The organism is Ruegeria arenilitoris (assembly GCF_013030985.1).
Classification (GTDB): domain Bacteria; phylum Pseudomonadota; class Alphaproteobacteria; order Rhodobacterales; family Rhodobacteraceae; genus Ruegeria; species Ruegeria arenilitoris_B.
In genome coordinates this window covers 1,132,184-1,148,998 of record NZ_WPYP01000001.1, presented here as the reverse complement: position 1 = coordinate 1,148,998, position 16,815 = coordinate 1,132,184, and the positions used below count along the sequence as shown (strand labels likewise).

General features: G+C 60.6%; 16 protein-coding genes. 4 read left to right on the top strand and 12 right to left on the bottom strand.

All coding sequences use genetic code 11. The features are described 5' to 3' along the window. The first annotated feature begins 4 nt into the window (after positions 1–4). The gene (locus tag GOX88_RS05720; protein WP_170400189.1) at positions 5–1,321 is read left to right on the top strand and encodes an MATE family efflux transporter; all 1,317 of its coding nucleotides are present in this window, start codon (positions 5–7) and stop codon (positions 1,319–1,321) included. On the opposite strand, the gene arsC is transcribed toward GOX88_RS05720, so the two are convergent. Genes arsC through GOX88_RS05700 form a run of 4 tightly spaced genes read right to left on the bottom strand, consistent with a single transcriptional unit; the run spans position 1,318 to position 3,477 of the window. Continuing rightward, entirely contained in the window at positions 1,318–1,659 is a 342-nt protein-coding gene (gene arsC / locus GOX88_RS05715) for an arsenate reductase (glutaredoxin) (protein ID WP_170400267.1), read from the bottom strand. The genes GOX88_RS05720 and arsC overlap by 4 nt on opposite strands. Beyond that, positions 1,656–2,714, bottom strand: a complete 1,059-nt coding sequence (locus GOX88_RS05710; protein WP_170400187.1) for a quinone-dependent dihydroorotate dehydrogenase — start codon at positions 2,712–2,714, stop codon at positions 1,656–1,658. Before GOX88_RS05710 ends, arsC begins: the two co-directional genes overlap by 4 nt. Further along, complete coding sequence (locus tag GOX88_RS05705; RefSeq protein ID WP_170400185.1) at positions 2,711–3,142, bottom strand: DUF1330 domain-containing protein; 432 nt, start codon at positions 3,140–3,142, stop codon at positions 2,711–2,713. The genes GOX88_RS05710 and GOX88_RS05705 overlap by 4 nt, the downstream gene beginning before the upstream one ends. Then, on the bottom strand, positions 3,139–3,477 hold the full coding sequence (locus tag GOX88_RS05700) for a DUF952 domain-containing protein (RefSeq protein WP_170400183.1): 339 nt from the start codon (positions 3,475–3,477) through the stop codon (positions 3,139–3,141). The genes GOX88_RS05705 and GOX88_RS05700 overlap by 4 nt, the downstream gene beginning before the upstream one ends. A gap of 108 nt (positions 3,478–3,585) precedes the next feature. Between GOX88_RS05700 and GOX88_RS05695 the strand changes: the two genes are divergently transcribed. Beyond that, on the top strand, positions 3,586–5,163 hold the full coding sequence (locus GOX88_RS05695; protein WP_170400181.1) for a bifunctional metallophosphatase/5'-nucleotidase: 1,578 nt from the start codon (positions 3,586–3,588) through the stop codon (positions 5,161–5,163). Between the two features lie 64 nt (positions 5,164–5,227). Here the strand turns inward: GOX88_RS05695 and GOX88_RS05690 are convergent, their stop codons facing one another. Beyond that, the gene (locus GOX88_RS05690; RefSeq protein ID WP_170400179.1) at positions 5,228–6,880 is read right to left on the bottom strand and encodes a tetratricopeptide repeat-containing sulfotransferase family protein; all 1,653 of its coding nucleotides are present in this window, start codon (positions 6,878–6,880) and stop codon (positions 5,228–5,230) included. A 55-nt stretch (positions 6,881–6,935) separates the two neighbouring features. On the opposite strand from GOX88_RS05690, the gene GOX88_RS05685 reads away from it, so the two are divergent. Continuing rightward, entirely contained in the window at positions 6,936–7,601 is a 666-nt protein-coding gene (locus GOX88_RS05685; protein WP_170400177.1) for an SOS response-associated peptidase, read from the top strand. A gap of 44 nt (positions 7,602–7,645) precedes the next feature. Continuing rightward, positions 7,646–8,698, top strand: coding sequence for a tRNA 2-selenouridine(34) synthase MnmH (gene mnmH, locus GOX88_RS05680; protein WP_170400175.1), 1,053 nt, complete (start codon positions 7,646–7,648; stop codon positions 8,696–8,698). On the opposite strand, the gene selD is transcribed toward mnmH, so the two are convergent. From selD to GOX88_RS05645, 7 genes are read right to left on the bottom strand one after another with little or no spacing between them, the layout of a single operon-like run. Further along, a complete protein-coding gene (gene selD, locus GOX88_RS05675) occupies positions 8,689–10,848 on the bottom strand; it encodes a selenide, water dikinase SelD (protein ID WP_170400173.1) in 2,160 nt (719 codons plus the stop codon). The two genes, mnmH and selD, sit on opposite strands and share 10 nt — an antisense overlap. A 5-nt stretch (positions 10,849–10,853) precedes the next feature. Then, positions 10,854–11,240, bottom strand: coding sequence for a Na+/H+ antiporter subunit G (locus GOX88_RS05670; RefSeq protein WP_170400171.1), 387 nt, complete (start codon positions 11,238–11,240; stop codon positions 10,854–10,856). Between the two features lie 7 nt (positions 11,241–11,247). Further along, the gene (locus GOX88_RS05665; protein WP_170400169.1) at positions 11,248–11,517 is read right to left on the bottom strand and encodes a K+/H+ antiporter subunit F; all 270 of its coding nucleotides are present in this window, start codon (positions 11,515–11,517) and stop codon (positions 11,248–11,250) included. Further along, a complete protein-coding gene (locus GOX88_RS05660; RefSeq protein ID WP_170400266.1) occupies positions 11,514–12,011 on the bottom strand; it encodes a Na+/H+ antiporter subunit E in 498 nt (165 codons plus the stop codon). The genes GOX88_RS05665 and GOX88_RS05660 overlap by 4 nt, the downstream gene beginning before the upstream one ends. Beyond that, a complete protein-coding gene (locus tag GOX88_RS05655; protein WP_170400167.1) occupies positions 12,011–13,549 on the bottom strand; it encodes a monovalent cation/H+ antiporter subunit D in 1,539 nt (512 codons plus the stop codon). Before GOX88_RS05655 ends, GOX88_RS05660 begins: the two co-directional genes overlap by 1 nt. Further along, positions 13,546–13,905, bottom strand: a complete 360-nt coding sequence (locus GOX88_RS05650) for a Na+/H+ antiporter subunit C (protein WP_170325456.1) — start codon at positions 13,903–13,905, stop codon at positions 13,546–13,548. The genes GOX88_RS05655 and GOX88_RS05650 overlap by 4 nt, the downstream gene beginning before the upstream one ends. Beyond that, positions 13,905–16,775 (bottom strand): monovalent cation/H+ antiporter subunit A, encoded by a 2,871-nt coding sequence (locus GOX88_RS05645; RefSeq protein ID WP_170400165.1) that lies wholly within the window; start codon positions 16,773–16,775, stop codon positions 13,905–13,907. The genes GOX88_RS05650 and GOX88_RS05645 overlap by 1 nt, the downstream gene beginning before the upstream one ends. Positions 16,776–16,815: the final 40 nt, after the last annotated feature.

Below are 16,815 nucleotides of genomic sequence, written 5' to 3'. Positions count from 1 at the left end.
TATCGTGCAGACCGCCTCGGCACCTCTCACCCATAAACGGGTGCTGAAGATCGCGTTCCCGATCGTGCTGTCCAATGCCACGGTGCCTATTCTGGGGGCTGTGGATACCGGAGTGGTCGGGCAGCTGGGGCAGGCAGCGCCCATCGGCGCCGTGGGCATGGGCGCGGTTATTCTGGCGGCGTTCTATTGGATCTTTGGCTTCCTGCGCATGGGCACCACTGGGCTGGCGGCGCAGGCGCGCGGGGCCGGAGATACTGCCGAGACCGGTGCGCTCTTGATGCGCGGGCTGCTGCTGGGTGGCGCGGCGGGGTTATTCTTTATCCTGACGCAGATCTGGGTGTTCTGGGGTGCGTTTGCCCTGTCACCCGCCAGCCCCGAGGTCGAGTCGCTGACGCGGGATTACCTGCAAATCCGCATCTGGGGGGCGCCAGCGACGATTGCCCTTTTCGCGGTGACAGGCTGGCTGATCGCGATTGAGCGAACGCGCGGTGTGTTCCTGTTGCAGGTCTGGATGAACGGGCTGAACATCCTGCTGGACCTGTGGTTCGTGCTTGGTCTTGGCTGGGGTGTCGAAGGTGTCGCCATCGCCACGCTGATCGCAGAATGGACCGGTCTGGCGCTGGGCTTGTGGCTGTGCCGCAATGCGTTTGGTGGAAACCAGTGGTGCGACTGGCCGCGCATTTTCAATGCGTCCCGGCTGCGTCGGATGATGCAGGTGAACATGGATATCATGATCCGTTCAGTCCTGCTGACAGGGGCTTTCACCACCTTTCTGTTCGTCGGCTCCGATCTGGGCGACGTGAACCTCGCAGCCAATCAGGTGCTGCTGCAATTTCTTGAGATCACCGCCTTCGCGCTGGATGGCTTTGCCTTCTCTGCCGAGGCCTTGGTCGGCAGTGCCGTGGGTGCGCGCGACCGGTATCAGGTTCGTCGCGCGTCGATCATGGCGTCGCAATGGGGCGTGGGCGGAGCCTTTGCGCTGGGCGCTGTGTTCTATCTGGCCGGACCGGCCCTGATCGACCTGATGACCACCTCGCCCGAAGTTCGGCTGGCCGCGCGGGATTACCTGATCTGGGCCGCTTTGGCTCCGGCGATCGGGGTGGCGAGTTGGATGTTCGACGGCATCTATATCGGGGCCACATGGACCCGCGCCATGCGCAACGCGATGGTCCAGTCGGTCGTGATCTATGTTGCCGCGCTGTTTGTTCTGGTGCCGACGCTGGGCAATCACGGGCTGTGGGCCGCGCTGATGGTTCTGAACATCGCGCGCGGCATCACGCTGGGCTGGCGCTATCCCCGGCTTGAGGCGCAGGTGGCTTAAAGCAGCGCCAGCAGGTTCTCGGGCGGACGCCCTATGGCGGCCTTGTCGCCAGAAATGGCCAGAGGGCGCTCGATCAGGATCGGGTTCTCGGCCATTGCAGCGATCAGGTCATCTGCGGGCGTGTTCTTGGTCAGGCCCAACTCTTTGAACCGTTTTTCACCGGTCCGCATCATGTCGATGGCATCGATGCCCAACCGGTCCAGCACCGCGCGGATTTCGTCCGCCGAGGGCGCGTCCTCAAGGTATTTGCGAATCTCAATCTGCGCGCCGTTCTCTTCCAGCAGCGCCAGACCGGCGCGGGATTTCGAACAGCGCGGGTTGTGCCAATATGCGATCACAGCCAATCCTCTCGTTTGCTTCCAACGGCTTGCGCGACAGAGTTGAACCCGTCTAGTGCCAGCAATTCATCCAAGCCCTGCGCGATTTCTGCCGCCAGAGATATCCCGCCATAGACCAGCGCCGTGTAAAACTGCACGGCAGAGGCCCCGGCGCAGATCTTGGCATAGGCCTGCTCTGCGTTGCTGATCCCGCCTACGCCGATCATGGGAATCTTCCCCTCGGTCAGGTGGCTGAGACGAGCCAGAACCCGCGTCGACTTCTCGAACAGCGGGGCACCGGACAACCCACCGGTCTCGCCCTGATGGGTGCTGCGCAGCCCGTCGCGGGACAGGGTGGTGTTGGTGGCGATCACCGCGTCCACACCGGATTCCGAGGCGACTTCGGCGATGTCCTGCAATTCCGCCTCGGTCAGATCCGGGGCGATTTTCAGGAAAATCGGGATTGGGCGCGACAGCGTGTTGCGTGTTTCGATCACGCCCCCCAGCAACGCGCCAAGCGCTGCCTTGCCCTGCAAATCCCGCAGCTTTTCGGTGTTGGGGGACGAGACATTGACTGTGGCGAAATCCAGATGCGCGGCGCAGTGGGCCAACACTTTGGCAAAGTCGCCGGGCCGATCATCACTGTCCTTGTTTGCACCAAGGTTCAGGCCGATCACCGCGTCTTTGGGGCGGTTGGCCAGACGGCTTGCCATCACCTCCATGCCTTCATTGTTGAAGCCAAAACGGTTGATGGCGGCCTTGTCTTCGGACAGGCGGAACAGGCGGGGTTTCGGGTTGCCGGGTTGCGGGCGCGGGGTGACCGCGCCGACTTCGATAAACCCGAACCCGGTTCGGGACAGAGGGGTCAGAACCTCTCCGTTCTTGTCGAACCCTGCCGCCAGTCCCACCGGATTGGGCAGGTTCAGCCCGGCCACGTTGGTTTTCAGCCGCGGCGAGGTCACCGGCCCCGGCATCGGGGCCAGCCCGGCCTTCAACGCCTTGATCGACATGCCATGGGCGGTTTCGGGGTTCATCTTGTGCAGGATAGCAAGCCCCAGTTTCTCGGTCAGTTTCATCCGAAAGCCTCTCCGCTTTGGGTGGGTGTGCAGCGGATCAGGCGTGAGGTTTCAACCGCCGCCTGCCGGTGTATGACGGCTGCCCGGTAAACCGGGTCCGTCACCATCTCAAGGAACGCGTGTGCGGTTGGATAGCGGGCGATGAACACCTCATCCCATGCCTCATCCTGCGGGCCGATCAGAGTGGTCTGATACACGCCGCGCCACAGGATCGACGCGCCCAACCGAACAATGATCGGAGCGGTTTCTGCGCCATAATTGCGATAGGCCCGAGCGCCGGTCAGCCCGGCCTCTGCCAGTTCGTGCCCCGCCGGGTATTCCGCTTTGGCGCGGAACTTCACCAGATTCAACATTTCGATCGGGTGGTCGCGGTCCAGTGCCTTGAATGCCTCGAACTGGGCGCGGTCGGGGTCGATGAACGCGGTCATACCATCTCTGCCGGGAACTGGTGCGCTTGCCCGTCAAAGGGCAGAAGGCGCGACCACACAACATCGGTTATGCGAATCTGGCGGTAAAGATGCGGGAACAGGGCACCGCCACGCGACAGCTCCCATTTCAGGTCTTCACCCATCGCGTCCGCGTCGCAGGCCAGCAGGATCAACCCCTCAACCCCGGCAAAATGCTTGGCTGCAGTTTCGGCGGCCTGCTCGGCGGTCGAGAAATGGACATAGCCGTCGGATACATCAATCGGCGCACCGTCCGACGCACCCTGATCCTGCAAAATGGCCCATTCACTGGCCCGGAAAATCTTGTAAATCAGCATGAGGTGGTGATGCCCCGCGTGACGGGCAGAATCAAGCCGGATTTCCCCCTTTGACTCTTCCTGCCGCTGAGCGCACCATCACGCCAATCAAATACAGGGAGTATAAATATGTTCACCCGTTTTCTGGCGTCAGTGGCTGTTCTGGGCCTGACCGCAGGCATGGCCGCGGCGGAGTATAAGCTGACGATTCTGCATACAAACGATTTTCACGCGCGCTTTGAGCCGATCAACAAATATGACAGCGGATGCGATGCGGAAGACAACGCAGAAGGCAAGTGTTTCGGCGGTTCTGCCCGTCTTGTTACGGCCGTGAACGAAGCGCGAGGGCGGGCCGGAAACTCAATCCTCGTCGATGGTGGAGACCAGTTTCAGGGCTCGTTGTTCTACACCTACTACAAGGGCAAGGTCGCGGCTGAGTTCATGAACAAGCTGGGCTATGATGCGATGACCGTGGGCAACCACGAATTCGATGACGGCCCCGAAGTGCTGCGCGGGTTCATCGACTCGGTGGATTTCCCGGTATTGATGTCGAACGCGGATATACGTGACGAAGAACTGCTGACCGACAAGATCAAGAAATCGACGGTTATCGAGGTGGGCGGAGAACGGATCGGTCTGATCGGTCTGACCCCGGAAGACACCCATGATCTTGCCTCGCCCGGGCCCAACATCACCTTCTCGGATCCGGTTCCGGCGGTGCAGGCCGAGGTCGACAAACTGACCGGTGAGGGGGTGAACAAGATTATCGTGCTCAGCCACTCGGGCTATGGTGTCGATCAACGCGTGGCGCAGGAAACCACCGGCGTGGATGTCATCGTGGGCGGCCATTCGAACACCTACCTGTCGAACGTATCTGACAAGGCGGCTGGTCCGTATCCGACCCTCGTCAATGGCGTTCAGATCGTGCAGGCCTATGCCTATGGCAAGTTCCTGGGTGAATTGAACGTGACCTTCGATGATGACGGCAACGTGGTCGAAGCCGTGGGCGAGCCGCTGATCATGGACAACACCGTGACAGAGGATCAGGCCGCGCTGGACCGCATCGCGGAACTGGCCGTTCCGCTGGAGGAAATCCGCAACAAGGTGGTGGCGAATGCCGCGGATTCAATCGAAGGTGACCGCGCTGTCTGCCGCGTGCAGGAATGCGAGATGGGCAATCTGGTCGCCGACGCCATGCTGGCGCGGGTTGCCGATCAGGGCGCGCAGATCGCGATAGCCAACTCGGGCGGGTTGCGAGCCTCGATCGATCCGGGCGACGTGACAATGGGCGAGGTGCTGACCGTGCTGCCCTTCCAGAACACGCTTTCGACCTTTGAGATCAGCGGTCAGACCGTCATCGACGCGCTGGAAAACGGCGTCAGCCAGGTCGAAGAGGTCAAGGGCCGCTTCCCGCAGGTTGCTGGCCTGACCTTCACCTGGGATCCGTCGGTTGCACCGAACGAAGGGCGCATCACCGAGGTGATGGTGGCCGCAGGGGATGGGTTTGTGCCCATCGATCCGTCTGCCACGTATCTGGTGGTCACCAACAACTATGTCCGCAACGGCGGTGATGGCTATTCCATGTTCGAAGGCGATGACAAGAACGCCTACGACTATGGGCCTGATCTGGCCGATGTGACGGCGGAATACCTGGCCGAAAACGCGCCGTATCAGCCCTATCTGGACGGCCGCATCAAGCAGAAATAACTCTGCGACCCATTAACAACAAAGGCCGCATCACCCGATGCGGCCTTTGCTTATTCCAGCGTGCTCAGCCGAGGTCGTATTCCGGCCAGAGCGCCGGGTCGAATCCGTCCAGCATCGGGCTTAGATGTTCAGACACGCTCTGCCATCCACCGATCGATTTGGTCGAAATCTTGTTGCGGACCTGATCGATGCTGGCGGTTCTGACCTGTTTTTTGTTTTCTTCGGGGCGCATCATGGTCTCAGTCCATTCCAGCTCACAGAAGGCAGCCACCTGTTGGCTATAGGTTTTCGGGTCAGCCACCAGTTTTTCGTATGGCACGGTCAGAATGCGATCTCCGAACACGGCGTCCCAGTGGGCCATGTAGCGACGATACATATTCGCCGAATGGGCAATGGAGGCGAGATTCGAAGCATAACGCATCCCGCCCGCCGGGAACCTCCTGATCCATTTCGATAGTCCGACGTCGCGCGGATCCCGCAGCATGTTGATTATTTTGGCATTGGGGAATGCGGCCAACAGGAAGCCGACGCGCTGATAGTTGTGCGGCATCTTATCGACAAAGGCGACAGACCCTTCGGGGACCGGTGGCATCAGCTCGCGGAACTGCTCGGCGATTTCCGTGGCATCTGTGACTTTGAAAACTTGGTCGTCGTTTCCAAACTTGTGCGACAAGTCAGCGCCTAGCGTCAACTCTCCACAGCCTGCGACATCGGGGGGCGAGCTCAGCATCATCTCCATCAGGGTGGTGCCTGAGCGGGGTTGACCCAGAACGAAGATCGGAACCGGCACGTCACTCAGGCCAGAGTCCGGCAGCTTTGCGCCAGCAGGGAACAGGCCGGTGATCCGGTCCAGTTTTTCCTCTTCCGCGGTGACATTATAGGGGTTGCCGTCATGTTGAATCGCGTTGGCGCGCGCAAATTGAGGCATGGCCGCGGCCAAACCTTCAATTGCCGAGATCAGATGCGCTTTGGCGAATTCCAGTTCCAGATTGTCATTGTCACTGAGAGAGATAGCGCTCTCGACAGAGTCGAGCAGTTTTGGAGCATCCTCCTTGGAAGCTATTATCGACAATTGCAGCAGTGATGCAGCATGATCCGGTATTTCATCCAGAATGCGCCAAAGGATCTCTTTCGATCTGTCCTTTTCACCGCTTTGATGCAGGTTCACCGATTTGTGGAACGCGATCTTTGTGTTTTCCGGCTCCAGCTTATAGGCGCGGTCGATGTCCCGTGAGTTCTCGTTGACAAATCCGATCTTCGAATAAGCGCGGGCACGTTTGACCAGCAGGTCCACATCATCAGGCCCGTTTTCCAGCCTTTTGCTGGCATGTTCGATGATCATCCGCCAGTTTTCACCCTTTAGGTGGATCTCATCCAGAACGCGGTTCAGTTCCTTGTTGTTGGGAAACTGCTCCAGTTTTTGCTCGGTGTATTCCAGCGCTTTGAAAATCTGTCCGGTCTGCATCAGCGCATTCGCCAGGTTTTCCACGAATTGCGGATCGTCCGGTTTCATGCGGGATGCTTCAACGAAATGCGGGATCGATTTCTTGTACTGTTCCATCTCGGTCAGAACAAAGCCTGAGATGGCGTGGAAATCTGAATCCTTCGGAAATTTCTTGACGCCCAGCTGTGCCTTTTTCAGCGCCTGTTGCAGCTTTCCTGCCTCCAGAGCTGCCACGGCCTTGCCTTTGAGGGTTTTCGCTGTTTGATTTTGCATGAGACCCCGTGACATCTTGTGCCTGTTTGATACGACTATTGATGGTTCATTACCCATGTGCGGACGGTTTGCAATAACCCTTCCCAATGATGCGATGGCGCAGCTGTTTTCTGCACGCCCGGCCAACACGCTACCACCGGTGCCGAATTTCAACGTCTGTCCAACAAACCAGGTGCACGTGGTCCGGGCCGGAGAGAGCGGGCGCAGGCTGGACCCGCTGCGCTGGGGGTTTCTGCCGCATTGGTACAAGACCGAAACGGCCGGTCCTTTGCTGATCAATGCGAGGGCCGAGACGCTGGCCGAAAAACCTGCGTTCCGCGCCGCCTGTCGCGAACGGCGGTGCCTGATCGTGGCGACCGGGTTTTACGAATGGACCAAAACCGAACAGGGCACGCGCTTGCCTTGGTATATTCATCGCAACGACGGCGCGCCGATCGCTTTTGCGGGGGTCTGGCAGGACTGGGGCGCAGATGAAGCCCGGCAAGGTACCTGTGCCATCGTGACGACGCCTGCCAACAATCATCTCAGTGCCATTCACCATCGGATGCCGCTGATCCTTGAACCTGACGACTGGCCGCTCTGGCTGGGTGAGGCCGGGAAGGGGGCCGCGCGCCTGATGCGACCCGGTGCCGAGGATGTGCTGGACTTTTACCGCGTTGACCCGGCAGTGAATTCGAACCGCGCCAGCGGGTCTGATCTGATCCAGCCGATCCCGGTATGACAGTGTGCCTTTTCAATGCAGCCTTTGCAGGATAGACCCTTGATATGGCTTTGAACTTCACCGACCTGCCCGGCCTCTATGCGCATGACTTCGATACGGTGATCGATGTGCGCAGCCCGGCAGAGTTTGCCGAGGATCATCTGCCCGGGGCCATCAACTTTCCGGTTCTGGACAATGAGGAACGCGCGCGGGTGGGCACGATCTATGTGCAGGAAAGCCCGTTTCTGGCCCGCAAACTGGGCGCGGCGCTGGTATTCCGCAATGCAGCCAACCACATCGAACACAGCCTGGCGCATCACGAAGGTGGCTGGAAACCTCTGGTCTATTGCTGGCGGGGCGGGCAGCGGTCGGGGTCATTCACTTGGATGCTGCAACAGATCGGATGGCGGGCCGAGGTGGTCAAGGGCGGGTACCGCACCTATCGGCGCCTGGTAAACCGGTTTCTGTATCAGGACCCCTTGCCGCATCGTCTGATCGCGTTGGACGGCTATACGGGCACGGCCAAGACAGACCTTCTAGTACATCTGAATAGGCGCGGCGTTCAGGTTCTGGACCTTGAAGGGCTGGCCAATCATCGCGGTTCATTGCTGGGTGAGATGCCAGGTGGGCAACCCAGCCAGAAGGCGTTTGAATCCACTCTGGCCGCGGCACTGTGCGGGCTTGATCCCGCGCGCCCGGTTGTGGTTGAGGCGGAATCGTCAAAAATCGGAACACTGATCCTTCCGCCCAGTCTGTGGACCGCGCTGCGCAACGCACCGCGTATTCAGGTCCAGGCTTCGATCAAGGCGCGCACCGCTTATCTGGTCAACGCCTATGACGACATTCTGTCGGATGCGGACCGTTTGCGAGACCGGCTTTCTCCGCTGCGGTTCCATCGGGGCCATGAAGTTGTGGATGGCTGGCTTTCCCTAATCGACGCCGGTGACAAACAGGCGCTGACGCAGGCGTTGATGGAGCAGCATTATGACCCGTCCTATGCCAAGTCCAGCCGGGCCCGCAGGGCCGAGGTTGTGGCGCAAGTCGATGCGGCCACACTTGACGATGCAGGCCAGAAAGACACGGCCGCGCGGATCGAGAGGATTTTGGATCAGCTTTGAAGGCGCAGACCCGGTGTGTCGGATATGTGCCCGATGATGACCGCCGGATAGCCCGCGTGCCTCAGCTTTTCGCACAGCCCCTGCGCCTGATCGGGCGCAACGGCGGCCAACAGCCCTCCGGCGGTTTGCGGGTCAAACAACAGATCGGCCTTGTCGCCAAACGGAAGGTCAGGGGCAATGGACCGGTTTTCGCCGAAAATCGTTGATCGGACGCCTTGCGTACTCAGCTCCAGCGCGCCAGCCATCAGCGGAATTGCGTCCAGATCCAGCATTGCGCCGCAGTCCGAGGCCTCGCACATGCCCAACAGATGTCCGGCCAAACCAAAGCCCGTCACGTCGGTCATCGCATGGGCCCCTGCCAGAATGCGGGAGGCTTCTCCTTGCGGCTGAACCATTTGCCGGAAGGCATCGACAACCCATTCGCCCCGGGCTTTGACCGCCATTTCAGCGGCCATCAACACGCCGCTGCCCAAAGGTTTTGTTAGTATCAGCGCGTCGCCTGGATGGGCACCCGACAGGGTGATCGGGTCGGTCTCGCATAGACCGGTGAGGGTGAAGCCAATGGTCATCTCATCGCCCATTGAGCTGTGACCGCCCACGATCTCGGCCCCGGCGTCGTGCATGACCTCGGTCGCCGTGGTCATGATCTCGGCCATCGTTCGGTGCTGCAAGGCCGGCGACATGCGCGGCAGGATGATTGTTGCAGTTGCCGCTTGCGGGCTGGCGCCCATGGCCCAGATATCCCCAAGCGCGTGAACGGCGGCGATACGGGTCATTAGCACCGGGTCATTGGTGAAGCTGCGCAAATGGTCCGAGGTCAAAACCTGCCGCGCTCTGCCGGTCGTCAGCAGGGCTGCGTCATCGCCGGGCAGGGGAGTGATGTCGGCGCGCGCTGGCGCGGGCAGGTCGTGCAGCGCTGCTTGCAGCGCGCCGCGCCCGACTTTTGCACCGCAACCGCCGCACATGGGCTTCTTGCCCAGTGCCTCTTGCAATCCCGATGCGTGAAAGCGCGGCAGCGGTGGGGGCGCCATTTCGGGCAGGTTGCGGAACCTGTTCATGAAGGTCTGATCGATATGGTCCTTCCAGCGCCACATCAGCGGCCCACTGAACGAGGTGCCCAGCCGCTCGGCCAGTGCGGATTTTCCACCCAGAGAAATCAGTTTCAGGTAATCCTTCTGCGGCTTGTACCGCCGCATCCGTCCTGCCCCCAATGCGGCGCGCAGGTTGTCGAACAGGACCGGAGCCTCTCGGACCGCGTAAACCCCCGCCTTGGGGCGCGGGTTCTCCGACAGATGGGCGCAATCCCCGGCGGCAAAGATCACTGGGTCGCTGGATTGCAGGAACCCGTTCACGCGGATGTAGCCGTCTTGCAGGTCAAGGCCCGTTTGGGCGATCCAGTCATAGGGGCGGGCACCGGCGGCGCCGGTTACGAAAGCGGCTGGAATCTCACTGCCATCCTCCAGAACAACATGATCGGCCTCGATGCGGGAAATGGGCGTGTTTTCGATCAGATCAACGTTCAGATCAGCCATTGCCTTGCGAATGGTCGCGCTCGCCTTTGGCTTTGTAGCGGTCAGGGCTTGGGCGCTGTCGATCAGTGTCACCCGCGCCGCGCGGCCTTTGGCGCGCAGGGCGTGGGCCATAGCCATCACCAGTTCAACCCCCGCCACGCCGCCGCCGATTACCGCGACCGACGCGGGGCCGGTGCCCTGCAAATACGAGGCCCACCGAGCCGCGAAAGGCCCCAGCGGTTTGGCCGGGATCGCATGGTCGGCAAAACCGGGCAGGGCGGGCATGTCCGAGGTGATGCCCACATTGACCGAGGCGACGTCGAACGCCACCGGAGGGCGATCAGGCACGTGAACCAGACGCCGATCAATGTCGATCCCTTCGACCGGGCCGAGAATGACGCGCGCACCGGCGAAACGGGCCAGACGCACAAGGTCGATATCCAGTTCACCGCGCTCATAGTGTCCCGCGACAAAGCCGGGCAGCATCCCGGAATAGGGCGCAGTGGGGCCGGGATTGATCACCGTCACCCGTGCCCCCGGCAGCGGGTTCATCCCCCATTTTCGCAGCACCAGTGCATGTGTATGCCCACCGCCAATCAGAACCAGATCACGGGTCAGGGGCAGTGGGGGGGTATGCATGTGTGTCAGTTCGCTGTGTGTTCAGGGACGTCTTCGACCTGTTCGACCGCGTGGGTGGCCCATAGCTCATCCTCGCCCGCGTCCGGCAGATCGCTGGGCTTTTCATGGCGGTGAATGTGCCATTTGGCAATGAACAGGGCCGTGATCGGCGCGGTCAGGAACAAAAACAGGGTGATCAGCAGTTCGTGCATCGACAGGTGCTGCTCGATCAGGATCGAGTGGCAGATCGAGGCCAGCAACACGCCGCCGACGCCCAGCGTGGTCGCCTTGGTGGGGGCGTGCAAGCGGGACATCGGGTCTTTCAGCTTGATCATCCCAAACGACCCGACAAAGCCGAAGATGCCCGAGATGATCAGGAAGAAGGCGATCAGAATTTCAAAAAGGAACTCCATACCGCCCTCACTCGATGATATTGCCGCGCAGCATGAAGCGCGCATAAGCCACGGTTGAAACAAAGCCGAGCATGGCGATGATCATGGCGGCCTCGAAGAAAATCTCGGTTCCCAGATGCAGCCCGTACAGGATCATCAGGGCGATGGTATTGATCACCATCGTATCCAGCGCAAGAACGCGGGTGCCGACACCTTCGGCCGAAATGATCCGATACAGGCACAGCATGATGGCCGTACCAAAACAGGCGAAGGCAAACCAGATCGCAACCTCGATCATTCGAAAATCTCCTTCAGGCGACGTTCATAGCGCTGTTTGATCTGATCCCGCACAGCATCCGGGTCGGGCGCATCCAGGCAGTGAACCAGCAGGTTATGCCCTTGTGCCGAAAGGTCCGAACTGACCGTGCCCGGGGTCATGGTGATGGTTCCGGCCAGAACCGTGATCGCCTCGGGCGTGCGCAGTTCCAGCGGGACGCAAATCCAGTTGGGTTGCCGGTCGGCATCGCGTTTGAACAGGATGATCTTTGCCACCGTGATATTGGCAATCACGATATCCCACAGCACCACCAGCATATATTCCACCACCATCGGCCAGTTGCGCAGCTTGGGGCGGTCGGGCCAGTAGGGCTGTGTGACGAACGGGATGATAATCCCAAGGATCAGGCCGAAGACGAGCGAGTTCAGCGAGGGTTCATTGGCAAGCAGAACCCACACAATTGTCAGCAGGATGGTCAGATGAGGGTGCGGGAAAATCCGGTGCAGAAGTCTCATCATTCTTCTCCTCCCAGAACGGCCGAGATGTAGTGTTCGGGTGTGAACAGCTGCTCAGCGGTTTTGCCAGCATAATTCAGAGCTGGACCCGCGAACAGGGTCAGCATGACAAGGCCCAGCACCAGCCCAAAGACGGACGTAAAGGCCAGCCCTGCATTTGGCTCCGGCGCGGGTTGGGCGAGGATCTTCTCTTCCGCTTCTGGCGTTGGGTTGTGTTGGGCGTCGTGGCTTTTCCAGAAAATCAGCGAACCTGCGCGTGCCAGCCCGACGATGGTGACAAACGACCCTATCAGAACCACGGCCCAGATCGCGTTTGCATCCGGCGCGTCGCGGGACGCGTCCAGAACCAGCAGTTTGCCAATGAAGCCCGACAGCGGCGGCATCCCCGCCAGCGCGATGGCACCGACAAAGAACAGGGCCGAGATCAGACCGCTCTGCGGCATGGGTGTTTTGGGTTCGATGGAGCCGCCCTGACGCTCCATCACAAAGTCAGCCACAAGGAACAGCAATGCCGTCGCAAGGGTTGAATGATAGATGTAGTAGAGCGCCGCAGCGGTGGCGGTTTCCGTGAACAGCGAAATGGCAATCAACAGTGTCCCCATCGACGCGATGGCGCAAAAGGCGACCATCCGCGCGATGTGCTGCGTGCCGAGAATGCCGATGGTGCCAATGGCCAGTGTCACCAGCGCAGCCGGTTGCAGCCATGCACCGATCAGCCCTTGCGTCGCCTCGACCTCGGGGCCGAAGCCCAGCGTGTACATCCGCAGGATCGAATAAGCGCCGACCTTGGTCATGATCGCAAACAGTGCGGCGACCGGCAGGGGCGCGTTGGCATAGCTGGCAGGCAGCCAGAAGTGCAGCGGCAGAACGGCGGCTTTGATGCAGAACACCAGCAGCAGCAGCACGGCCCCCACACGCAGCAGCGCCGTATCGTCGGCGGGCAGTTCGGCCACACGCATTGCCATATCGGCCATGTTCAGCGTCCCGGTCACACCGTAGAGCGTTCCCAGCGCAAACAGGAACAGGGTCGAGCCCAGCAGGTTGTAGGCAACATACTGAACGCCCGCCTTCAGACGCACCGCACCACCGCCATGTGTCATCAGGCCGTAAGATGCGATCAGCAGGACTTCGAAGAACACGAACAGGTTGAATGCGTCACCGGTCAGGAACGCACCGCAGACACCCATAAGCTGGAAATGGAACAGCGCGTGAAAGTGCTTGCCCCTCTCGTCCCAGCCCGAGGCAATGGCATAGAGCACAATGGGCAGGGCCAGCAGGGCGGTCAGCAGGACCATCATGGCCGACAGCCGATCCAGCACCATCACGATGCCGAACGGTGCAGGCCAGTTGCCCAGTTCATAGACCTGAATATCGCCGCCAGACGCCTGCGCGGTGATGGTCAGGGCGATCCCCAGTAGGCCAATGACACCAGCAACCGAGAAGATGCGTTGCAGGTCCAGGTGATATCGCAGGACCATGATGATGAACGGGGCCAGGATCGCGGGCAGGACGATCGGCGCTACGATCCAGTGGTTCATGCGTCTTCTCCCGGCGCGTCCACGCTGTCCTGCGCGGTCATGTCGATATGGTCATCCTTCGAGGACAAGTAGGCCGAAAGCGCGATCATCACGATCACCGCCGTCATCCCGAACGAGATCACAATGGCCGTCAGCACCAGCGCCTGTGGCAGCGGGTCGGTATAGGGGACGTCTTCGTATTTGTTCAGAACGGCGGGCGCGTCCAGCGCCAGCCGCCCGGTGGCGAACAGGAACACGTTCACCGCATAGGTGATCAGTGACAGGCCCAGGATCACGGGAAATGTCCGGCGGCGCAGGATCAGGAAAATCCCGGCAGCGGTCAGAATGCCTACGGCTGAGGCTACGAGCGCTTCCATCAGGCCTGCTCCTTCTCTTGTTCTTCGTCCCGAGGGTTATCCCGCAGCGGGTTGATATCCATCGGGAATTCCTGTGCCATGCCCGGCTGCCATGCAAAGCGCGAAAGGCTGTCCAGCGCCAGCATCACCGCGCCCAGAACCGCAAGGAACACGCCGGTGTCAAACAGGATAGCGGTCGCCCATTCGAACTCTTCCAACGGTGGCCAGTGGATATAGCCGAAGTCGCTGGTCAGGAAGGGACGGTCGTTGAACCACGCGCCCAGACCGGTTGCGGCGGCGATCAGAACACCCCAGCCGATTGTTCCGTGGTAATAGAAGCGCTGCCGTTCGATGGCCCAGGTGTAGCCGCTGGCCATGTATTGCATCAGGTACGCAATGGCGACGATCAGCCCGGCGATGAACCCGCCACCCGGCTGGTTGTGTCCGCGGAAAAAGATGTAGGCACCAACCATCAGGGCAATGGGCATCATCACGCGGGTCGCCACCACCATCATCAGCGGGTGCGAGTCCCCCGATTGCGGCCAATGCGGCTTGCGGTTCAGCAGATAGGCACGGACGTTCGAGCCCAGAACAGCCTCGGTCAATGCAAAGATGATCAGGGCGGCGATGCCCAGAACGATGATCTCACCAAAGGTATCAAAGCCCCGGAAGTCGACCAGGATCACGTTGACCACGTTGGTGCCGCCACCGCCTTTATACGAGTTCGCCAGATGGAAGTCCGAAATCGTCGGGAAGGCAAAATCCCGCAGCATCAGCGCATAGATCAGCCCGCCGGTGCCAAGACCCGCCACGACCGAGATCGCCGCATCGCGCCAGCGTCGTGCGGCGCTGCTGTCCCACGGCGTTTCGGTGGGCAGGAAGTTCAGCGACAGCAGCAACAGGATCATCGTCACCACCTCGACCGAGATCTGCGTCAACGCCAGGTCCGGAGCCGACAGATAGTTGAACGCCATTGAGACGATCAGGCCGACCACACCGATCAGCACCAGTGACAACAGGCGGTTGCGGTGGAACCACATGATCGCCAGCGTTGCGGCAACCAGACAGATCCAGCCGATGAACGGGATGATCTGAATCGGCAAGGGCTCGCGCGTTTCCGGACCAATCGTTCCGGTTGTATAGGCGTAGTAGCCAAGTCCGACGGTGAAGGCGATCAGGATGATCGCATAGCGGCTGATCACACCATTGTGCAACGTGTCGGTGAGCCAGCGGCTGAGCGTGGTCAAGGCGCCGATCACGGCGTCAAAGATCGTCTTGGCCTCGGGACGGGGCAGGGCATTCCAAAGCGCCTCTCCCCGGCGGTGCAGCGCAAGCAGGAACAGGCCGCCCAGTGTGGCCACGGCCGACATGTAAAGCGCAGGCGTGAATCCATGCCACAGTTTCAGCGAGTAGTAGGGCAGTTTCTCACCACCGATCACAGCGCTGGACACAACCGCAACCAAGGGCCCGACAATAGCCGCCGAATACAGCCCGATCAGAACCACCAGCACCACAAGGAAAGCCGGGGCCAGCCACAGCCCGACAGGTGGGTCATGCGGGTGGTGCGGGTAATCGGTGCGTTGCGGGCCAAGGAAGACATGGCTGACAAAGCGGAAGGAATAGGCCGCCGAGAACAGCGCCGCCAGCAGTGCCAGCCCCGGCACCAGATAGTGCGAGTGCAGCCACGTGGTGTGAACCGTCTCTTCCAGCATCATTTCCTTGGACAGGAAGCCGTTCAGCGGCGGCAGGCCCGCCATCGACAGGGCGGCAATCGTGCCGATGGTAAAGGTGATCGGCATTAGTTGCCGCAGCCCGCCCAATCGCTTGATATCCCGCGTTCCGGTTTCGTGATCCACAATCCCGGCGGCCATGAACAGCGCACATTTGAAAGTCGCGTGATTGATGATGTGGAAGATAGCGGCCACGACGGCAATCTTGGTGCCGAACCCCAGCAGCATCGTCACCAGACCCAGATGCGACACGGTCGAAAACGCCAACAGCGCCTTGAGGTCGTCCTTGAACAGCGCGATGCAGGCGCCGATCAGCATGGTCACCAGACCCGTGGTCGCAACGATATAGAACCACGCATCGGTCCCCGCCAGAACCGGCCACATCCGCGCCATCAGGAACAGCCCGGCCTTCACCATCGTGGCCGAGTGCAGATAGGCCGAAACCGGCGTCGGTGCGGCCATCGCGTGCGGCAGCCAGAAGTGGAACGGGAACTGCGCCGATTTGGTGAAACAGCCCAGCAGGATCAGGATCAGCGCCGGCATGTAATAGGGCGACGCCTGGATCAGTTCCTTGTTCTGCAGGATCACGCTCAGGTCATAAGACCCCACGATATTGCCAAGGATCAGCATCCCGGCAATCATCGCCAGCCCGCCGGAACCGGTAACGGCCAGCGCCATCCGCGCGCCCTGACGACCTGCGGGCAGGTGCTTCCAATAGCCGATCAGAAGGAATGAGCTAAGCGACGTAAGCTCCCAGAAAATAAGCAAAAGAAGGATATTGTCAGACAGAACAATCCCAACCATCGCGCCCTGAAACAGCAGCAGATAGGTGTAGAACTGCCCCATCGGGTCCTCGCGCGACAGGTAGAACCGTGCGTAAAGGATAATCAGCAGTCCGATGCCGAGGATCAGCAGGGCAAACAGAAATCCCAGTCCGTCCAGCATGAAATTCGCATTCAGACCCAGCGCGGGTATCCACTCGAACCGGGCGGTCACGACCTCTCCGCGCATGACCGAGGGGATGTGGATCAACAGTCCCATGAGCGCCAGGAATGTAGTCAAGCCCGCCGCCGAGGCGGCTGCGTTTCGTCCTGCCCGGATCAGGAGGGCTGGGAATACAGCTCCGAGGAAGGGAAGGGCCGCGATGAGGAATAGGGACAAGTGCGATACTCCGGTCTGAGCGGTCAATAGTAGTCCTGAT

Excerpts from the sequence above, each read along its gene's own strand:
- GOX88_RS05710 (WP_170400187.1), bottom strand. The coding sequence starts at position 2,714 with ATGAAACTGACCGAGAAACTGGGGCTTGCTATCCTGCACAAGATGAAC.
- GOX88_RS05705 (WP_170400185.1), bottom strand. The coding sequence starts at position 3,142 with ATGACCGCGTTCATCGACCCCGACCGCGCCCAGTTCGAGGCATTCAAG.
- GOX88_RS05700 (WP_170400183.1), bottom strand. The coding sequence starts at position 3,477 with ATGCTGATTTACAAGATTTTCCGGGCCAGTGAATGGGCCATTTTGCAG.
- GOX88_RS05695 (WP_170400181.1), top strand. The coding sequence starts at position 3,586 with ATGTTCACCCGTTTTCTGGCGTCAGTGGCTGTTCTGGGCCTGACCGCA.
- GOX88_RS05690 (WP_170400179.1), bottom strand. The coding sequence starts at position 6,880 with ATGCAAAATCAAACAGCGAAAACCCTCAAAGGCAAGGCCGTGGCAGCT.
- GOX88_RS05685 (WP_170400177.1), top strand. The coding sequence starts at position 6,936 with ATGTGCGGACGGTTTGCAATAACCCTTCCCAATGATGCGATGGCGCAG.
- mnmH (WP_170400175.1), top strand. The coding sequence starts at position 7,646 with ATGGCTTTGAACTTCACCGACCTGCCCGGCCTCTATGCGCATGACTTC.
- selD (WP_170400173.1), bottom strand. The coding sequence starts at position 10,848 with ATGCATACCCCCCCACTGCCCCTGACCCGTGATCTGGTTCTGATTGGC.
- GOX88_RS05670 (WP_170400171.1), bottom strand. The coding sequence starts at position 11,240 with ATGGAGTTCCTTTTTGAAATTCTGATCGCCTTCTTCCTGATCATCTCG.
- GOX88_RS05665 (WP_170400169.1), bottom strand. The coding sequence starts at position 11,517 with ATGATCGAGGTTGCGATCTGGTTTGCCTTCGCCTGTTTTGGTACGGCC.
- GOX88_RS05660 (WP_170400266.1), bottom strand. The coding sequence starts at position 12,011 with ATGAGACTTCTGCACCGGATTTTCCCGCACCCTCATCTGACCATCCTG.
- GOX88_RS05655 (WP_170400167.1), bottom strand. The coding sequence starts at position 13,549 with ATGAACCACTGGATCGTAGCGCCGATCGTCCTGCCCGCGATCCTGGCC.
- GOX88_RS05650 (WP_170325456.1), bottom strand. The coding sequence starts at position 13,905 with ATGGAAGCGCTCGTAGCCTCAGCCGTAGGCATTCTGACCGCTGCCGGG.